This is a genomic window from Rhodoferax sp. LS1R11 (assembly GCF_056521395.1).
Genome location: NZ_JBWMAW010000004.1, coordinates 240,276 through 259,214 on the forward strand (window position 1 = coordinate 240,276; position 18,939 = coordinate 259,214).

Annotated in this window: 15 protein-coding genes and 1 pseudogene; 7 read left to right on the plus strand and 9 right to left on the minus strand. The window is 60.5% G+C overall.

Annotated elements, in window-relative coordinates; all coding sequences use genetic code 11:
- Positions 1-61 precede the first annotated feature (61 nt).
- Entirely contained in the window at positions 62-1,159 is a 1,098-nt protein-coding gene (locus AC097N_RS07770) for an NAD(P)-dependent alcohol dehydrogenase (RefSeq protein WP_479580322.1), read from the plus strand.
- A gap of 25 nt (positions 1,160-1,184) precedes the next feature.
- Here the strand turns inward: AC097N_RS07770 and AC097N_RS07775 are convergent, their stop codons facing one another.
- Positions 1,185-2,165, minus strand: a complete 981-nt coding sequence (locus tag AC097N_RS07775) for an SPOR domain-containing protein (protein WP_479580323.1) — start codon at positions 2,163-2,165, stop codon at positions 1,185-1,187.
- A 47-nt stretch (positions 2,166-2,212) separates the two neighbouring features.
- On the opposite strand from AC097N_RS07775, the gene AC097N_RS07780 reads away from it, so the two are divergent.
- From AC097N_RS07780 to AC097N_RS07795, 4 genes are all read left to right on the plus strand, one after another.
- A complete protein-coding gene (locus AC097N_RS07780) occupies positions 2,213-2,431 on the plus strand; it encodes a SlyX family protein (RefSeq protein ID WP_479580324.1) in 219 nt (72 codons plus the stop codon).
- A gap of 65 nt (positions 2,432-2,496) precedes the next feature.
- Positions 2,497-3,996, plus strand: a complete 1,500-nt coding sequence (locus AC097N_RS07785; RefSeq protein ID WP_479580325.1) for an ATP-binding protein — start codon at positions 2,497-2,499, stop codon at positions 3,994-3,996.
- Positions 3,993-4,679 carry a response regulator gene (locus AC097N_RS07790; protein ID WP_479580326.1) on the plus strand — a complete coding sequence of 229 codons (687 nt, stop codon included), beginning with the start codon at positions 3,993-3,995 and terminating at the stop codon, positions 4,677-4,679. The genes AC097N_RS07785 and AC097N_RS07790 overlap by 4 nt, the downstream gene beginning before the upstream one ends.
- 73 nt (positions 4,680-4,752) lie before the next feature.
- Positions 4,753-6,630, plus strand: coding sequence for a potassium transporter Kup (locus AC097N_RS07795; RefSeq protein ID WP_479580327.1), 1,878 nt, complete (start codon positions 4,753-4,755; stop codon positions 6,628-6,630).
- A gap of 221 nt (positions 6,631-6,851) precedes the next feature.
- Here AC097N_RS07795 and AC097N_RS07800 read toward each other — a convergent pair whose 3' ends face one another.
- Genes AC097N_RS07800 through AC097N_RS07820 form a run of 5 tightly spaced genes read right to left on the minus strand, consistent with a single transcriptional unit; the run spans position 6,852 to position 11,334 of the window.
- Complete coding sequence (locus tag AC097N_RS07800) at positions 6,852-7,967, minus strand: sulfate/molybdate ABC transporter ATP-binding protein (protein ID WP_479580328.1); 1,116 nt, start codon at positions 7,965-7,967, stop codon at positions 6,852-6,854.
- 12 nt (positions 7,968-7,979) lie between these two features.
- A complete protein-coding gene (cysW, locus tag AC097N_RS07805) occupies positions 7,980-8,867 on the minus strand; it encodes a sulfate ABC transporter permease subunit CysW (RefSeq protein WP_479580329.1) in 888 nt (295 codons plus the stop codon).
- Entirely contained in the window at positions 8,864-9,745 is an 882-nt protein-coding gene (cysT, locus tag AC097N_RS07810) for a sulfate ABC transporter permease subunit CysT (protein WP_479580330.1), read from the minus strand. The genes cysW and cysT overlap by 4 nt, the downstream gene beginning before the upstream one ends.
- A complete protein-coding gene (locus AC097N_RS07815; RefSeq protein WP_479580331.1) occupies positions 9,746-10,747 on the minus strand; it encodes a sulfate ABC transporter substrate-binding protein in 1,002 nt (333 codons plus the stop codon).
- Complete coding sequence (locus AC097N_RS07820; RefSeq protein WP_479580332.1) at positions 10,744-11,334, minus strand: RBBP9/YdeN family alpha/beta hydrolase; 591 nt, start codon at positions 11,332-11,334, stop codon at positions 10,744-10,746. Before AC097N_RS07820 ends, AC097N_RS07815 begins: the two co-directional genes overlap by 4 nt.
- A 217-nt stretch (positions 11,335-11,551) precedes the next feature.
- On the opposite strand from AC097N_RS07820, the gene AC097N_RS07825 reads away from it, so the two are divergent.
- Positions 11,552-12,328, plus strand: a complete 777-nt coding sequence (locus tag AC097N_RS07825) for a ferredoxin--NADP reductase (protein ID WP_479580333.1) — start codon at positions 11,552-11,554, stop codon at positions 12,326-12,328.
- 240 nt (positions 12,329-12,568) lie between these two features.
- Here the strand turns inward: AC097N_RS07825 and AC097N_RS07830 are convergent.
- From AC097N_RS07830 to AC097N_RS07840, 3 genes and pseudogenes are all read right to left on the minus strand, one after another.
- Positions 12,569-12,928 (minus strand): annotated as a pseudogene (locus tag AC097N_RS07830) (substrate-binding domain-containing protein); the annotation flags it as partial.
- Positions 12,929-13,054: 126 nt separating this feature from the next.
- A complete protein-coding gene (locus AC097N_RS07835; protein ID WP_479580334.1) occupies positions 13,055-14,806 on the minus strand; it encodes a bifunctional protein-serine/threonine kinase/phosphatase in 1,752 nt (583 codons plus the stop codon).
- A 53-nt stretch (positions 14,807-14,859) separates the two neighbouring features.
- Positions 14,860-16,092: a type IV pili methyl-accepting chemotaxis transducer N-terminal domain-containing protein gene (locus AC097N_RS07840; protein WP_479580335.1), complete on the minus strand. Its 1,233-nt coding sequence runs from the start codon at positions 16,090-16,092 to the stop codon at positions 14,860-14,862.
- Positions 16,093-16,480: 388 nt separating this feature from the next.
- Between AC097N_RS07840 and nirB the strand changes: the two genes are divergently transcribed.
- Entirely contained in the window at positions 16,481-18,934 is a 2,454-nt protein-coding gene (gene nirB / locus AC097N_RS07845) for a nitrite reductase large subunit NirB (protein ID WP_479580336.1), read from the plus strand.
- The last annotated feature ends 5 nt before the right edge of the window (positions 18,935-18,939 follow it).

Consider the following 18,939-nt stretch of genomic DNA (forward strand, 5'->3'; position numbering starts at 1 on the left):
CTACCCCGTTCGCAATCGGTCCACCGCGTGCTGAGCGCCCCCCATTGACCAGGAGATCCACATGACTGCCATGATGAAAGCCGCTATTTTTTTTGAGCCGGGCCGCATTGAATTGGCCGACAAGCCGATTCCGGATGTGGGGCCCAATGATGCGCTGGTGAGGATCACGACCACCACGATTTGCGGCACCGATGTGCACATTCTCAAAGGAGAGTATCCGGTAGCGAAAGGTCTGACGGTGGGCCACGAACCCGTGGGGGTGATTGAGAAACTGGGCAGTGCCGTGCAGGGCTACACCGAAGGCCAGCGCGTGATCGCCGGTGCCATCTGCCCCAACTTCAACTCTTATGCCGCTCAAGACGGCTACCCGGCACAAGATGGCAGTTATCTCGTGGCCAGAGGCCTGTGTGGCTGCCATGGCTACAAGGCCACGGCCGGCTGGCGTTTTGGGAACCTGATTGACGGCACCCAGGCCGAGTATGTCCTGGTGCCCGACGCACAGGCCAACCTCGCGCCAGTCCCCGACGGCCTGACCGACGAGCAGGTCCTGATGTGCCCCGACATCATGTCCACCGGCTTCAAAGGCGCTGAAAACGCCAACATCAGGATCGGTGACACGGTGGTAGTGTTTGCCCAGGGGCCGATTGGCCTGTGTGCCACGGCAGGCGCGCGGCTGCTGGGGGCCAGCACCATCATCGCCGTGGATGGCAACGACCATCGCCTGGGTATCTCCAAAACCATGGGTGCCGACATCACGCTCAATTTCAGGAACTGCGATGTGATCGACGAAATCATGAAACTTACCGGTGGCAAAGGCGTGGACTCCTCCATTGAAGCGCTGGGAACGCAGGCCACGTTCGAATCCGCGTTGCGGGTTCTCAAGCCCGGCGGTACGCTGTCCAGTCTGGGTGTGTATTCCGGCGACCTGACGATTCCCATGTCGGCCTTTGCGGCAGGTCTGGGTGATCACAAAATCAACACGGCCTTGTGTCCCGGTGGCAAGGAGCGCATGCGTCGGCTCATGAACGTGGTGGCATCCGGGCGGATTGACTTGGGCGTGATGGTTACGCACCATTACAAACTGGACAACATCGTCGAGGCCTACGACCTCTTCGCCCATCAGCGCGATGGCGTGTTGAAAGTGGCCATCACACCCTAGCGGTGTCAACGGAAATGAAGCACCACTAGGGCTCAAACACGACGGCATCGAGCTTGAGCGCATGTATCGTCTCGGCAGCGGCCTTGGCGTCGGCCCGTGTCTCAAAAGGACCCACCCGAACGCGGGTGCGCTTACCTTGCTTGGACTCCATTTCCTGCGTGTACGCCGCCAAACCCGCCTGTTTTAATTTTTCGTAGGCATTGCTGGCATTGGTATCCGATGCGAACAAACCCACGTTGATGTGAAACTGCTGAGGTGCCACATGCGAGTTGACCGGGGGAATGGGTTCGGGTCGTGGTGCGTTCGTTAGCACCGGTGGAGGTGCCGGTGGAGGTGCCATGGGCTCAAGCTTTTTCTGGGGCACTTCGGGCGCGGGGAGGTTAATGGCTCTCCCGACCGCCATATGGCTGGCAACACCCGGTTTCGCTGCGGTGGGCTGCAAATCGGTTTTCCAGGATGACAGATAGACACCGGCTGCGCCGCCCAGCACCGCCAGATTGAGCAACGCCAGCACAACAAAATTACGGCGCGAGCTGGCACGCTGGTTCAACATGGTGCAGGCCTCCGGCAACGTGGTGTTGGCCGCAAGCGCTTGCGCCATCTCTTTGCGACACGCTGCGTACAGCCAGGCATTGCCATAAAAACCGGGAATCACCAGGCTCAGAAAGCCCAGCGCCAGCCACAAGTCCCGTTGTGTGGCGTCAGAAAACTGGAACACCTGCCCCAGACCCACCAAAAAAAATGCTGCAACACCCCAAAGCCCCCCATAGACCAAGGCGGCCCCCCACATCTTCCGGAAAGCCATCCAGTTCAGGGTGCAGAGGCCAGCAGCCCAGTTCCAACAGGGACCAGCTTGGCCTGTGGCTTCAAATCGTTCAAAAATTGGCAGGTAGTAACCGTCATTGATCGAACCCATCGCGCCTCGGTAAAGCGCGTTGGTGGCACTCCCCTCAGAGCGGTCCAGCGAAGTGGCTGCGGGGTCAGCGATGGCGTTGGCAACAGGCATGGCTTATTTTGGCACGGGTCACGTGCGAATTCAGTTCCAATAGAGGGATGGACAACTCACCCAACACAGAACAGCGCCTGACCGATCTCGAAATCAAGGCCAGCTTTAACGAAGACCTGCTGGACAAACTGGACCAGATCATTATTCGCCAGCAGCAACAAATTGACCTCCTGACTCAGGAGATTGCCCGCCTTCGACAACCTGCCCCCAATGGCGTTACCAGCATGCCACGGGACGCCCGGGACGACATGCCGCCGCATTACTGAACGCGGTTTCAAGCTCAGATGCCTTCCTAACGCGATCCTGATGCGTCGGGTGTTAGGCTGACTTCATGATAAAGACATCCCATTTTTCGCCAATCCATCGTCCACCAGCCAGAAGCTGGGGCATCGTCTTTTATTTATTGACAGCGGCCACTGCCGGCGGCTGGTTGCTGGACCGGTATGTGTCTCTGACGAGTCATGCCATGTTCTATGTGCTGGCCGTAGTCATTGCGTCTTACAAGCTGGACTGGCTTGAATCGGTGGTCTGCGCGGTGGGCGCCGTTACCGCATTGAATTTCTTTTTTGTCCCCCAGCGCTGGACTTTCGCCGTGGACAACCAGGAGCACTTCATTGCTTTGGGCACCATGCTGGTGGTGGCTCTGGTCATCAGCCGGCTGGCAACCGGCCTCCGGCGCGAGACGGCGACCGCGCTACTGAACGAGCGCCGTGCCCGGCAATTGCAGGGCCTGGCCACCGGACTGTCCAACGCTACCACTGCCCACGAGGTGCAGGCGCTTGGACAGGCGGCGCTGGACACCGCCTTTACCGGGCCCTGCTCGTTGGTCTTATTGCAAGACGGGCACGAATTCAGGCACGACGAGCTAGCCGCGGCCGTGCAGGACGGATTGCGCTGCTGCATCAAGGAAGGCGCTGTGCTCGGACCGGGCACCGGACGCTGGCCCGGGCTGGATGCCTGGTACCTGCCGTTGGGTGACAAGGGCCAGGCATTGGGCGCGGCCTGTGTGCGCCCCGCCCTGTCGGGTGATGAAAGCGGCCGGGAACATGCCCAGGCGCTGTGTTCGCTGGTGGCGCAAGCGCTATGGCGTTTGCGCCTGACCACGTCGATGCTGCTAGCGCAAAACGAAGCACAACGCCAGCAAGTACAAGGTACATTTTTAGCGGCCATCTCGCACGATCTGCGCACGCCGCTGGCTGCCATCGTTGGCGCAGCCTCGTCACTGCAGACGCAGCGCGCCAAACTGAGCCCACAGGAGCAGGACCGGCTGCTGACCAGTATGGTCAGCGAAGCCGCTTATCTCTCGACTGTGACCGAAAACACCCTGCAGTTGGTGAGCCTCACCAACTCGGCACAGGCCCTCAAGCGGGATTGGGAGTCCATGGAAGAGATAGTAGGTTCCGTGCTGGCGCGGGTGCGCCAACGTGACCCGGAACGCCGGATCAAATCCAGCGTCCCAGAGGGCCTGCCGCTGGTGAAAGCGGACCCGGTACTGCTGGCCCAACTGGTCAGCAATCTGCTGGACAACGCGCTGAAATACAGTGCCAACGCCATTGACCTGACCGTGAGTGCTGACGCACAGGCGCTGGAGGTTTCGATCAAAGATCGGGGGGCGGGCATTTCAGAAGCCGAGCAAGAATCCATTTTCAAGCCCTACGCACGCAGCGACCAGTCAGGACAACGTGGGGCCGGTCTGGGCCTGGCGCTGTGTCGGGCAATCGCTGAGGCCCACGGTGGCAGCGTGACGCTTCGGCGGCGCCAGGGCGGAGGCTGCAATTTTGTACTCACGCTACCCATTGACACCCAGCCGCCAGCGAAGGAGTTGCCATGACCCTTCGCGTGCTGGTCGTTGAGGACGACCGTGAGATACGGGCCCTGATGCAGTCCTCCCTGTCGGTAGAGGGTTTTGAGGTACAGACAGCGGTGTCATTGAGCGAGGCCAGCGCACTGATGCGCCACAGCCCGCCCGATGTTGTCGTGCTCGACCTGGGACTGCCCGACGGAGATGGGGTCCAACTGGTGCAGGAGATACGCCAGAGCTGCGCTGTGCCCATCCTGGTGGTGTCGGCCCGTCATCAGGAAGAACAGAAGATAAAGCTGCTGGACGCAGGCGCCGACGACTACCTGACCAAGCCGTTCAGCGTGGGTGAACTGCTCGCGCGCATTCGGGTGACGCTGCGCCACCGGGGCACCGCCCTGGCGGCGGCCGTGACCGTGCATGAACTCGACGACCTGCGTATTGATCTGGCTGCCCATGTGGTGCAGCGCAATGGCCAGGAACTGCACCTCACCCCGACCGAGTTCAAGCTGCTCGCGCGTCTGGTGCGCAGTGCAGGCCGGGTGGTGACCCACCGCCAGTTGCTCACCGATGTGTGGGGCGGTGAGTTCACCGAACACACGCACTACCTTCGTCTCTACATGGCGCAACTGCGCGCGAAGATTGAGCAAGACGCCGCCGAGCCACGCCATCTCCTGACCGAAACCGGCGTCGGTTACCGGCTCGCCGTGACCTGAATCCGGCAATCCTTATGCGTTCCTGATGCGACGCAGGTGACAGTCAGCTCATCTTCACTGTCACAGGATTGCAATGCATCAAACTTCAAACCGGGAAAGCATGGCCGCACTCACGCTGGGCGCCATGGGGGTGGTCTACGGAGATATCGGTACCAGCCCCCTCTACACGATGAAAGAAATCTTCAGCCCCGCCACGGGCGTGCCACTGGACGCCGCCCACCTCATTGGTGCAGTGTCCGTCATCTTTTGGGGCTTGATGATGGTCGTCACGCTGAAGTATGTACTGCTGATTTTGCGGGCCGACAACCGAGGCGAAGGCGGCATCATGGCCTTGACGGCACTGGCTGCGCATGCCGCGGGAAAAACGGCGCAGCGGCGCACCATCCTGCTGCTGATGGGCGTTTTCGGTGCAGCCCTGTTTTATGGCGACAGCGTGATCACCCCGGCGATCTCGGTGCTCAGTGCGGTCGAAGGACTGGAGGTGGTGACCCCGGTGCTCAAACCCTACGTGCTGCCCATCTCGATTGCGGTGCTCATCGGCCTGTTTGCGGTCCAGCGTTTTGGTACCGGTGTGGTGGGCAAGATGTTCGGGCCAGTGATCATCCTCTGGTTCGGCGTGCTGACGCTGACCGGTTTGGTGGAGATCAGTCAACAGCCAGCCATTCTGGCGGCACTCAACCCCCTGAGCGGTCTGGCGTTTCTGCGCGCACAAGGCTGGCACATGTTTGTGGCCGTGGGGGCCATCGTGCTAGCGTTCACAGGGGCCGAAGCCCTGTACGCCGACATGGGGCACTTTGGCAAACGGCCCATTCAATATGCGTGGGTCGGACTCGTGTTGCCGGCGCTGGCCATCAACTACATGGGCCAGGGTGCGTTGCTGATGCGCGACCCCTCCGCACTGGAGAATCCTTTTTACCGACTCTTCCCGCAAGCCTGGCTCATCCCTGCAGTCATATTGGCCACACTGGCCACGGTCATTGCATCACAAGCGGTCATCTCCGGCGCCTATTCCATGACCAAGCAGGCGGTCCAGCTGGGCCTGCTGCCGCGCATGCAGGTGCACTACACCTCGGCCAAAGAGATGGGGCAAATCTACATGCCGGAGGTGAACTGGGTCTTGCTCGTTTCTGTCTTGCTCGCCGTGGTCGGCTTTGGCAGCTCTTCCGCGCTGGCTTCAGCCTACGGAATTGCGGTGACGGTCACCATGCTCATCACCACGGCGCTGACGTTTTTTGTCATTCGTCACGGCTGGGGCTACCCGTTGTGGGTCGCCCTGGCTGCCACCGGTGTTTTTCTCGCGCTGGACCTGTTGCTGGTTATTTCATGTTCACTCAAGTTCATGCAGGGAGGCTGGTTTCCGCTGGTGCTTGGCATGGGCATCTTCACGGTCATGGCGACGTGGCGGCGTGGCCGGCAACTGCTCATCGAGAGCATCCGCCAGGATGACCCTGAACTGCTGCCTTTCATTACGTCCCTGGCATCTGACCACGTGCACCGGGTTCCCCGTACCGCTGTCTATGCCGTCGCCAACCCGGATACCGTCCCCCAAGCCCTGATGCACAACCTGAAGCACAACCAGGTGCTTCATGAACGCAATGTGATTCTCACCGTCATTTTTCATGACGTGCCGTGGATCCCGTTTGAAGAGCGTGTGCAGGTCAACACCCTGGCGCCAGGCTTCTGGAAGGTGCAGGTGAATTACGGATTCAAAAACACACCTGACATTCCGAAGGCACTGGAGCTCTGCACCGCACACGGCTTGCCCATCAACCTGTTCGAGACGTCCTATTTTTTGAGCCGGGAAATCGTGGTGCCGACCAGAGGCAGTGGCATGGCGCATTGGCGCGAGGCCTTGTTTGCAGTGATGTCCCGCAACGCTGGCAGCGTGGCCAACTTCTTCCGGCTGCCCAACAACTGCGTCATTGAACTGGGCACACGGGTCCAGATTTGAAGACGCCCGTCGCGCGCCTAAAAATGAGCCCGGCGACCCTGCAGGCGGGCGCGTTGCAAGGCAAAGAGTTCAAGAACACCCCAGACCAGGCACGCCGGAATGGCGAGGACACGAAAAAAGGCAGCTTTGTGCAACATGAGGTGATGACCGCGAGGCCAAGAGTTGATTGCCGCCAAAGGTAGCCGCGGGACATGACAACCGTGTGTCAGCCCGCGCAACCGTTAAACGCCACTGCCCTCGTCCACAAACACCCGCGCCTTGCGCGGCGTCAGCACCAGCACTTCATCGGTCTTCAAGTCCAGCGCATGAAACTGCTGCGCCGGGATATGGGCTTCAATGATCTCCTCGCCCCCTGCGGCGGCATTCAGCGGCAACAACTCCAGACGCGCAATCGGCCCCACCACAATGGCGCGAGTCAGTTTGGCAACAATGCCTTTGGGCCGATCCGCGCTACTCGCCCCGGGCATGTAACGCTGCACGTCCAAGTCATGCGGGCGAACATAGGCGTAGGCCTTCGCATCCTGTGCAGCATGGTGCTCGGGGCTGGCCAGACGCAAGCCATGGAGGTCTTCACCAATGAGCATCTCGCCTTCATGGGCGCGGCCATGAAACAGGTTCACGTCACCCAGAAAGCCATACACAAACGGGCTGGCGGGATGGTCCCATACGTCTTGGGGTGAACCCACCTGCTCCACCTGGCCGCTGTTCATCAAAACCACGCGGTCCGCCACTTCCAGCGCTTCTTCCTGGTCATGCGTCACAAAAATACTGGTCACATGCAGGTCGTCATGCAGGCGACGCAACCAGCGGCGCAGTTCCTTGCGCACCTTGGCGTCCAGTGCACCAAAGGGCTCGTCCAGCAGCAACACCTTGGGCTCGACCGCCAGCGCACGGGCCAGGGCAATGCGCTGACGCTGGCCACCCGAGAGTTGTGCCGGGTAGCGGTCGGCCAACCAATCGAGTTGCACCAGGCCCAGCAGCTCATGCACTTTTTGCTTGATGACGGACTCCGAAGGCCGTGTCGCGCGCGGCTTCATGCGCAGACCAAAGGCCACGTTGTCAAACACACTCATGTGCCTGAAGAGTGCGTAGTGCTGGAACACAAAGCCGACGTTGCGCTCGCGCACATGCACATCGGTGGTGTCTGCGCCGCTGAACAGAATGCTGCCGGTGTCCGCCGTTTCCAGCCCGGCGATGATGCGCAGGAGTGTGGTCTTGCCGCAGCCGGAGGGCCCCAGCAAGGCCACCAGTTCACCCGAGTTGATGTCCAGCGACACGTCACGCAGCGCGTGGAAGTTGCCAAAGTCTTTGCTGACGTTGCGAATTTCAATGCTCATAATTTTTCTCGTTCAGGCCAATGGCCGTTCAGGCGGAAGTGCCGCAGCAACTTTTTGCTCACGCTCGAATTGCCACTCCACCATCGACTTGATCAACAGCGTGACCACGGCCAGCAAGGCCAGCAGCGAAGCCACCGCAAAGGCGGCCACCGACTGGTACTCGTTGTACAAAATCTCCACATGCAGCGGCATGGTGTTGGTCTGGCCGCGGATGTGGCCCGACACCACCGACACCGCGCCAAACTCGCCCATCGCCCGTGCGTTGCACAGAATCACGCCGTAGACCAGGCCCCACTTGATGTTGGGCAGCGTCACATGCCAGAAGGTTTGCCAGCCGGTGGCGCCCAGCACCATCGCGGCTTGTTCTTCCTCGGTGCCCTGCGCCTGCATCAGCGGGATCAACTCGCGGGCAATGAACGGAAAGGTCACAAACACGGTGGCCAGCACAATGCCCGGCACAGCGAACACAATTTTGATGTCATGCGCCTGCAGCCACGGCCCGAACCAGCCGTGCGCACCAAACATCAGCACATAGACCAGCCCCGCCACCACGGGGGACACCGAAAACGGCAGGTCCACCAGCGTGGTCAGAAACGCCTTGCCACGAAACTCGTACTTCGCAATGCACCAGGCAGCGGCCACGCCGAACACCAGATTCAGCGGCACGGCAATGGCGGCGGTGATGAGCGTGAGGCGGATGGCGCTCCAGGCATCGGGTTCTTTCAAGGCGGCCCAATACGCATCAAAACCTTTGCGCAGGGCTTCTGTGAACACCGCCGCCAGGGGCAGCAGCAGGAATAAAAAGATGAAGACCAGTGCGATGCCGATCAGCGTCCACTTGACCCATGTCGGCTCGGTGGTGCCGGCCCTGGCCGTGCGCAGGGTGCGTGTGTTGCTCATGACGAGGCTCCCGCGCGGCGGCGCTGCCACGCTTGCAACGCGTTGATGACCAGCAGCAGGATGAAGGAGAACATCAGCATTACCACCGCCACGGCGGTGGCCCCGGCATAGTCGTATTGCTCCAGTTTGCCGATGATGATCAGCGGGGCGATCTCGGACACCATGGGCATGTTGCCGGCAATGAAAATCACCGAACCGTATTCACCAATAGCACGGGCAAAGGCCATGGCAAAACCGGTCAGCAAGGCCGGCGCAATGGTGGGAAACACCACATACCGAAAAGTCTGCCAGCGTGTGGCACCCAGGCAGGTGGCGGCTTCTTCGAGTTCTTTCTCGGCGTCTTCGAGCACGGGTTGCACGGTGCGCACCACAAACGGCAGGCCGATGAAAATGAGCGCAATCACGATGCCATTGCGGTTGAAGGCCAGTTGAACGCCATACGGCGCCAGCACCTGCCCCACCCAGCCGTTGTCGGCCAGCAAGGCCGTGAGCGCAATACCCGCCACGGCGGTAGGCAGGGCAAACGGCAAGTCCACCAGCGCGTCAATGATTTTTTTGCCAGGAAACTGGTAGCGCACCAGCACCCACGCCACCAGCAGGCCAAACACCACATTCACCAGCGCCGCAATCAGGGACGCGCCAAAGGTCAACTGGTAAGACGCCACCACGCGCGGGCTGGCCACCGCCACCCAGAACTGCTCCCAGGTGAGCGTGAAGGTTTTGAACACCAGCGCCGAGAGCGGAATCAGCACAATCAGGCTCAGGTACAGCAGTGTGTAGCCCAGCGTCAGGTTGAAGCCGGGCAACACGCGTTTGGGTGTGCGCTTGGCCACAGAGCGGCCCGCCGCCAGCGGCGTAGAAAGAATAGCGGCCGTCATTTACTTGACGGTGTAGAGCTTGTCGAACTGACCACCGTCGTTGAAGTGCACTTTTTGCGCTTCCGCCAAAGAGCCAAAGTACTCGTTCACCGTGAACAGTTGAATGGGTTTAAACACGTTGGCGTATTTTTTGAGGATGGCCGATGAGCGGGGGCGCAGCGCGTGCTGGGCGGCAATCTCCTGCGCTTCGTCCGAGTACAGGTAATCCAGGTAAGCCTTGGCCAACTCACCCGTGCCTTTTTTGGCTACTGTACGCTCCACCACCGCCACCGGGTTTTCGGCCACGATGCTGCTCGACGGGTGAATGGCATCGACCTTGCCCGCACCAAACTCGCGGTCCACCGACACCACTTCGGACTCAAACGTCACCAGCACATCGCCAATATTGCGTTGCAAAAAGATGGTGGTGGCATCGCGCCCGCCCTTGGCGAGCACGGGCACGTTCTTGTAGAGCTTGGCCACAAACTCGGCGGCCTGCGCGTCGGTGCCGCCTTTTTTGCGCACCGAGCCCCAGGCGGCCAGGTAGGCCATGCGGCCGTTGCCGCCGGTCTTGGGGTTGACCACGATCACCTGAATGCCAGGTTTGACCAGATCGTCCCAGTCCTTGATGTTCTTGGGATTGCCGTTGCGCGTCAGAAACAACATGGTGCTGGACGTGGGCGAGGCATTGCCCGGGAAGCGCTTGGCCCAGTCTTTGGCCACCACGCCGGTGCTGGCCAGAAAGTCCACGTCGGTGGTGGTGTTCATGGTGACCACATCGGCCTCCAGCCCGTCGTTCACGGCACGGGCTTGCGCGCTGGAGCCGCCGTGGGCCTGGTCGACCTTGATGTCCTTGCCGGTGGTCTTCTTGTAATGCGCGATGAAAGCCGTGTTGTAGTCCTTGTAAAACTCACGCGCCACGTCGTACGACACGTTGAGCAAGGTGGTTTGGGCTGTTACCAAATTAGTAGCTGTCAGCGCAAGTCCAGCGAGGGCTAGCGTCACTTTTTGTTTGAATTTCATACGGTTTCCTGGAGAGAGGTTGACATAGCGATGGTGGAGTGTGCGTGCACGGAAGACAAGATGTGATTTTCACCGGTCAGGGACTGCAGCAGCGCCAGCCCCAGCGGCCAGGCACCAAAGCCGGACTCGATGTTGATGTGTCCAGCCTTTTGCAGCCGCACAAATTCGCTGCCCCAGGCCCGGGCATAGGCGCCCGCCGTGCGCACCGGACAAAAGGGGTCGTTGCTGCTGGCCACGATGATGCTGCGATACGGCAAAGCCTGATAGGGCACGGGAGCAAAGTCGGCCAGCACGCCCCGGCGTTCGGGATCGGCGGGGGCGACCAGCAGCGCACCCTGGATGCGTGCCGTCGCCTCCGGCGGCAAATGCGTGGTGGCGATGCAGCCCAGGCTGTGGGCGACCACCACCACCGGGTTGTCCTGTTCAAGAATGGTTCGGGTGATGGACGCCACCCAGGCGCTGCGTGACGGCGCAAGCCAGTCGTCCTGCTGCACCCGCACGGTACCCGGCAACTGCTCTGCCCACAGGCTTTGCCAGTGGCCGGGGCCGGAGTCACGCCAGCCGGGAACGATGAGAATATGTGCCATGAACCAGATTGTGTGAGCCCCTCTTTAGATATCAAAATACTTATTTTTAATTTATTAATACGAATAAATGCATAAATAATTTCAACGATCCCACTTTTAGGCGCGTCCCAACGGGTGTCTTTGGGAACGCAAATTGGGCCTACAAAAGTAAAACCGCGCGGGGGTTTTACACTTGAGGGCTTTTTTGTTGCTATTTTGATTTTTTGCAAGGCCAGCCATGAGTGCATTTCTAGAAGAAACCGTTTTAAGCGTCCACCACTGGACCGACCGCCTGTTCAGCTTCACCACCACGCGGGACCCGGCCTTGCGCTTCTCCAACGGGCACTTCACGATGATTGGCCTGCGCCAGGAAAACGGCAAACCCCTGCTGCGCGCGTACAGCATCGTCAGCCCCAACTACGAAGAGCATCTGGAGTTTTTGAGCATCAAGGTGCAGGACGGTCCGCTGACCTCGCGTCTGCAACACATCAAGGTGGGCGACAAGATTGTGGTGGGCAAGAAGCCCACCGGCACGCTGCTCATTGACTACCTCTTGCCCGGCAAGAACCTGTACCTGTTGGGCACCGGCACCGGTGTGGCACCGTTTTTGAGCGTGGCGCGTGACCCGGCCACCTATGAAAAATTCGAGAAGGTCATCCTGGTACACGGCGTGCGCGAAGTGGCCGAACTGGCCTACCACGACTACTTCATGCACGAGCTGCCTGACCATGAGTTCCTGGGCGAGATAGTGACTAGGCAGCTGCTGTATTACCCCACCGTGACCCGCGAGCCTTTCCGCAACCAGGGCCGCATGACCGACCTGCTGGAGACCGGCAAACTCGAAGCCGACCTGGGCCTGCCCAAGCTGGACCCCGCCCACGACCGCGTGATGCTGTGCGGCAGCCCCTCCATGCTGCGCGACCTGAAACACATGCTGGAAAAGCGTGGCTTCATGGAAGGCAACACCACCAAGCCGGGCGATTTCGTGATCGAACGGGCGTTTGCCGAGCAGTAAACAAAGTCCCCCGGCGACTCACCGGGGCGCATAACAAGCGCAGTCTGCTATCTTAAAGATAGCAGACTGCGCTTGTTTTATATAGGCTACAGCCTATTTCTTTAAATAGATCTGATCAAAACTGCCGCCATCGGCAAAGTGGTCTTTGTCCGCCTTGGTCCAGCCGCCAAACGCTTGTTCGATGGTGAACAGGTGAGCTTGGGCAGTTGCTTGACGTACTTGGCCTGTGCTTTTTCAGAGATCGTGCGGTAGAAGTTTTTGCCAGTCCGCCGGAATCCAGCCTCCGTTCTTGTATAACGCGTCCACGTCACCGGCGAGCGCCAGCGCGACCACGTCGGCCTCCAGTCCGTCAATCACCGAGCGGGCTTGTTTTCCAGAGCCGCCATGGGATTGTTTGATGCTCACGTCCTGGCCGGTCTTGGCCTTCCAGTGTTTGGCAAACGCCGCGTTGAACTCTGAGTACAGCTCCCGTGTGGGGTCGTAAGAGACGTTGAGCAGGCTCACGGCCTGTTGAGCGGCTGCGCCCAGGCTGGCGCCTATCAGCGTGGCGGCCAACGTGGCCTTCAGAAAGAGGGACGAGAAACGGCGGCGGGTGGACATGAAAGACTCCTTGAATTCACTGCAAAGTTGCGATGGAGTGAATTCTGGAAGTCTTCTCTTAAAACTGAAACTACTTATTTATCAGTTTTTAATTAAAAAAACATCTATAGATGTCGTTCATCAGACCTACTTCGGCAAAAAGAGCAGCCAGTAGATCAGCATGAAGTTGAACAGCACCGACACCGCCAAGCCCACTTTCCACAAGACGGTGGGGTCGCGCTGCATCAAAGGTGTGGCCTGCGGGGCGTTCAAGGGACGCGAAGCGCCCCGCTCCAGGGCCAACACAAATTCCTCGGCGGTCTCAAACCGGTTGCGCTTGTCGCGCGCCACTGCCTTGAGCACCACGTGGTCCAGCCAGATGGGGACCTCCGGGTTGTGGCGACTGGGGGGCGTGGGGTCGCGGTAGTAGCGCCCCACCTGATGCGGCAATACATCGCCGTAAGGCAATTTACCGGTCAGCAGCTGATACAGGGTCACGCCCATGGCAAACAGGTCGCTCTGCGCATCAGGCAACTCCTGTGCTTCGTCGCTCACCGCGGCGCCCGCCTTGCCATTGAACCCCCATTGCTCCGGATTGACATAGCTGGGTGTGCCTGCGTGCAGCGCCCGCATGGACTTGGGCTCGCGCCCGCTCAACGCCACACCGAGGTCCAGAATGCGCAGCACCCCGTCATCGCCCTGGTGCAGGTTGGCGGGTTTGATGTCGCGGTGAATCACGCCCTGGCGGTGCAGGCGCCCCAGCGCCTTGAGGACCTGCATGCTGGCCGTCAGCACCTGGGGCAGGTTGAACTTGTGCTTGCGGTCCAGGATTTGCTGCAGCGTCTCACCACCATGCCAGTCGTACAGCACATAAAACGCGCTGCGGCTCCGTCCTGTGGGCAAGGCTTCATGGATCTGCACCAGATTGTCAGCCGCGCGCGACGACTGCATGCGCTTGGCCAGCCAGGCCTCGTGCGCCAGCATGGCGCGCTCCTCCTGGTCATGCGCGCGGGCCGGGTTCAGGGTCTTGAGGGCAAAGAGGCTTTGTGTCTTCGGGTCACGCACCTGGTAGAGCACATTGATGCCGTTGTCCGCCACGGGCGCGGTCACCAGCAAGCCGTCAAGGCTCTCACCCACTTTGAGGCGCGCCGGAATGGGCAGGTTCTGGGCCACCCGGTTTTCGTCCTGCAAGGTGGCGTCCACCACACCCAGTACACGGACGACCAGCGCCGTGACGTTGTCGCGGCTGCCCGCCTTGAGGGCGGCATCCACCATCACCTCACTGGCCACCTGGGCACTCACCTGATCGGCCAGGGCGGTTAAGCGACTGTCCGACAACTCGCCGTGCACGCCATCCGTCAGCAAGATGAACACGTCGCCCACTTGCAAGTCGCCCTGCACATAATCCACCACCAGGCGGTCCTCGGCGCCAACCGCGCGCAGCAACTGGTGTTTGAAATCGGGGTGATTCACGACATGATCGTGGGTCATCTGCACGGTTTGGCCACCACGCACCAAATAGGCACGCGAATCACCCACATGCGCCAGCGCATACGACTGCCCCCGCAGCACCAAAGCGGTGAGCGTGGTCATGCCCATGGCGGGCTGGCGACGCTGGTTGATGCCGGACAGCCATGCGTTTTGCGCTGAAATGATGCGGTCCAGCGCCACGGTGGTGTCCCAGGTCTGGGGCGTGCCGTAGTAGTCCCGCAGCAGGCTGATGACGGTGGTTTGCGCCGCCTCCTTGCCCATGCCGCCCCGGCTGACGCCATCGGCCACCGCGGCAATCGCGCCCATGTCCTCGGACCCGGCCTCCGGCAGCATGGCTGCGCAAAAGTCTTCGTTGGTTTCTTTGCTTCCCGCAGACGAGGTGAAGCCAATGTCTAGTTCAAATGCCATGCACCAAGACAAGCAAGATCAATGCCCAATATTGGTGCACCACATGGGGGCGATCAGCCCACCAGCATCTGCATGCTGCGCTCGTAGTAGCCCGACAACTGCTCAAACACATCGAGCAGCGTTTCGCTGGCAAGGGCCACGCGCTCTTGCCCGGCGAGTTGGCGCGCATCGGCGGCACCTGCCAGCATCTCTTGCCAGCCCACCGCGGCCGCATCCAGCGCGCCCCGGATGTCCTTGGTGCTCAGGGGAATCGTGTTGAGGTAACGCAGCGTCTGCTCAAACTCGGTCTGCGACTCCGCCATGCCCACCTCACTGCGCTGGACCGAGGCGGCATCTCCCAGCACGCCGAGCAAGGCGTATTTGGCAAAACGCTGGGACAGCATGCGCTGGCGCCCCGCCATGTTGAGCACATGCAGGGGCGCCACTGATCCGGCATTCTCCAGCGTGCCGGTGAGGCGCTCCGCTTCGCGCAGCAGCAATTCGGCCAGTTCGTCCATGTGCTCGATCTGATCGCCCCGGGGTTCACCCTGCAAGGCCTGTTTCAGGCGCGTCCAGGTCAGCAGGACCTGCCCCAGCAAATCGCCAAAGGTGGGCTTGGAGATATTTTTGCCCAACAACGTGAGGTTGCCTTCAATGCGCAGCATGGAGTCTTTCAGCAGCTCCTTCTGGTTGCTGACCTGAACCCCGGCCAGCTGCAGCAGGTACAGCTTGATCAGCCGCTGGGACAGCATGCGCAGTTGGCCGGCGCGGTTCACCGATTCGGCAAAACGGGCCGAGTGGATGATGTGCTGCGACACCTGCCCCAGCCGCTGGTTGCTGTGCATGGAGGCGGTGCGCAGCATCTGGAACGCATCGTCATCCGACACTTGGCGTGCATGCATGAGGATGCCCTTGGCACGGTCCACCAGCCGGCGCTCCTCGAAGCGGCTGGAGACGTCCTGCAATTCATCGCGCAGGGCCTGCTCACGCCGGAACCGGGCCTGCGCCAGATGAATCAAGGGACGAAGCCGGTTGGCGCCATAGCCATTGACCACATAGGCATGGATTCCTGATTCCGTGGCCCGCGTGATGTTGTCGGCGTCGCTGTCGCTGGTGAACATGATGACGGGGCGTGGCGAGGTCTCGGCAATCACCTGTGTGGCCTTGAACAAGGCCTCATCCGGCAAGGGCTCGTCACAGATCACCAGATCTGGTGCATGGCGCATCACATCGCGCACCAATTTATTGCGTTCATTCACCACGCACAGCACCTGAATACCTGCGGCCTCCAAGTCGGCAGCCAACATGGGCGAGCCCTTGGTGCCGTTTAAAAATACCAACGCGCTTGTCATAAAAACCAATGATTTTGAAGGGGAAATGGGCGTAGCACACGCAAGTCGCGCACCAGGCTCCGGGCTAGGTTGACAAATTCAAATTGCGGCTCCCGATCATATGGCACAAGTTTTGCATGGGTGTGGATGGGCGTAACGAAGCGTCCGACCTTGGCCACTGCGCCGCGGGATCTGCGCATAACGACGTGCGTACTGTATTTGGAGGACACCCTGCGTGCCTCGCACCGGCTTGACAGCCGCGGCATCTGTTTTCCCCCGCCTCATCCTGGTGCAGTTGCACCTTGCTTGCCAACACTGGCATGAGGCTTGCACTCAATCAAGTGAATCAATCTGGAGTAGCGCAATGAAGAAATCAAAACTGGTGATGGTCGGCAACGGCATGGCAGGGGTTCGCACCCTGGAGGAATTACTCAAAGTTTCGCCCGAGCTTTATGACATCACGGTGTTCGGCGCCGAGCCCCACCCCAACTACAACCGCATTCTGCTGTCCCCGGTGCTGGCCGGCGAGCAGACGCTCGACGAGATCGTGCTGAATTCGTGGGACTGGTACAAAGACAACAACATCACCCTGCACGCAGGCTGGAAAGTCACCGAAGTCGACCGCGCTCGCCGCCTGGTTCATGCCGAGAACGCCGCTGGCGAAAAAATCAGCACGGAATATGACCGGTTACTGATGTGCACGGGCTCCAACCCCTTCATCCTGCCCGTTCCTGGCAAAGACCTGGAAGGTGTCATCGCCTACCGAGACATTGCGGACACCAACGCCATGATCGATGCGGCCGTCAAATACAAACACGCCGTCGTCATTGGTGGTGGGCTGTTGGGTCTGGAAGCGGCCAACGGCCTGATGCTGCGTGGCATGACGGTCAGTGTGGTGCACGTCATGCCCACCCTGATGGAGCGCCAGCTCGACAGCGTGGCCGGCAAGCTGCTGCAAAAGTCGCTGGAAGAACGCGGCCTGAACTTCCTGATGGGCGCCCAGACGCAAGAGCTGGTGGGCGGAGGCGGTGACAGCGGTCAACGCGTCACAGCGATCAAGTTCAAGGATGGCACAGAAGTAGCGGCTGACCTGGTGGTCATGGCCGTGGGTATTCGCCCCAACACGCAACTGGCCGAAAGCATGCGCCTGCATTGCAACAAGGGCATTGTGGTGAACGACACCATGCAAACCATCACCGACGCCCGCATTTACTCGGTGGGCGAATGCGCGGCGCACCGCGGCATTGCCTACGGTCTGGTGGCGCCTTTGTTTGAGCAGGCCAAAGTGGCCGCCAACCACCTGGCGCAGTTCGGCATTGGCCGTTACCAGGGCTCGCTCACGTCGACCAAACTCAAGGTCACCGGCATTGACCTGTTCAGCGCCGGCGAGTTCATGGGTGGCGAAGGCTGCGAAGAAATCGTGATGAGTGACCCGTTTGGCGGTGTCTACAAAAAGCTGGTAATCAAGGACGACAAGCTCATTGGCGCCTGCATGTACGGCGACACGGTGGATGGCAGCTGGTACTTCAAGCTGCTGCGGGACGGCCGCTCGATTGCCGACATCCGCGACAAGCTGATGTTTGGCGAGTCCAACATTGGTGATGTGGGCCATGAGGGCCACAGCAAGGCAGCCACCATGCCCGACGATGCCGAAGTGTGCGGCTGCAACGGCGTGAACAAGGGCACCATCTGCAAAGCCATTCGTGACAAAGGCCTGTTCACCCTGGACGAGGTGCGCAAGCACACCAAAGCCAGCGCGTCGTGCGGCTCGTGCACCGGCCTGGTGGAACAGATTTTGATGTTCACTGCGGGTGGCGACTACTCGGCCACGCCCAAGACCAAGGCCATGTGCGCCTGTACCGATCATGGCCATCAGGCCGTGCGTGAAGCGATTGTGACCAACAAGTACCTCACCATCAGCGCCGTGCAAAAAGGCATGGGCTGGAAGACACCCAGTGGCTGCGCGAGCTGCCGCCCGGCCCTGAACTATTACCTGATCAGCAGCTGGCCCAAGGAAGCCAAGGACGACCCACAAAGCCGCTTCATCAACGAGCGCAGCCACGCCAACATCCAGAAGGACGGCACCTACTCGGTCATTCCCCGCATGTGGGGCGGCGAGACCACGGCCGACGAGTTGCGCCGCATTGCCGACGCCGCCGACAAGTACAAGGTGCCCACCATCAAGGTCACCGGCGGCCAGCGCATTGACTTGCTGGGCGTGAAAAAGGAAGACCTGGTCGGCATCTGGAAAGACATCGGCATGCCCAGCGGCCACGCCTACGCCAAGGCCTTGCGCACGGTCAAGACCTGCGTGGGCAGCGAGTGGTGTCGCATGGGTACCCAGGACAGCACCCAGATGGGCAAGGACCTGGAGCGCGCCATGTGGCGCATGTATGCCCCGCACAAGGTCAAATTTGCCGTCTCGGGCTGCCCGCGCAACTGCGCCGAAGCCGGAATCAAGGACGTTGGCATCATTGGCGTGGACAGTGGCTGGGAGATGTATGTGGCGGGTAACGGCGGCATCAAGACCGAGGTCGCCCACTTTCTGGTCAAGGTCAAAACGCCGGAAGAAGTGCTGGAGTACACCGGCGCTTTCTGCGAGCTGTACCGCCAGGAAGGCTGGTACCTGGAGCGCACGGTGCACTACGTGAACCGTGTGGGCCTGGACTACGTCAAGAAGAAAATTCTGGAAGACCACGAAGGCCGCAAGACGCTGTGGGCCAACCTGCAGTTTGCCCTGGACGGCGAGCCCGACCCATGGTTCGACTTCAAGGATGCGCAAGTGGACACCCGCCAGTTCGAAGCCATCGGCAAGTGACATCC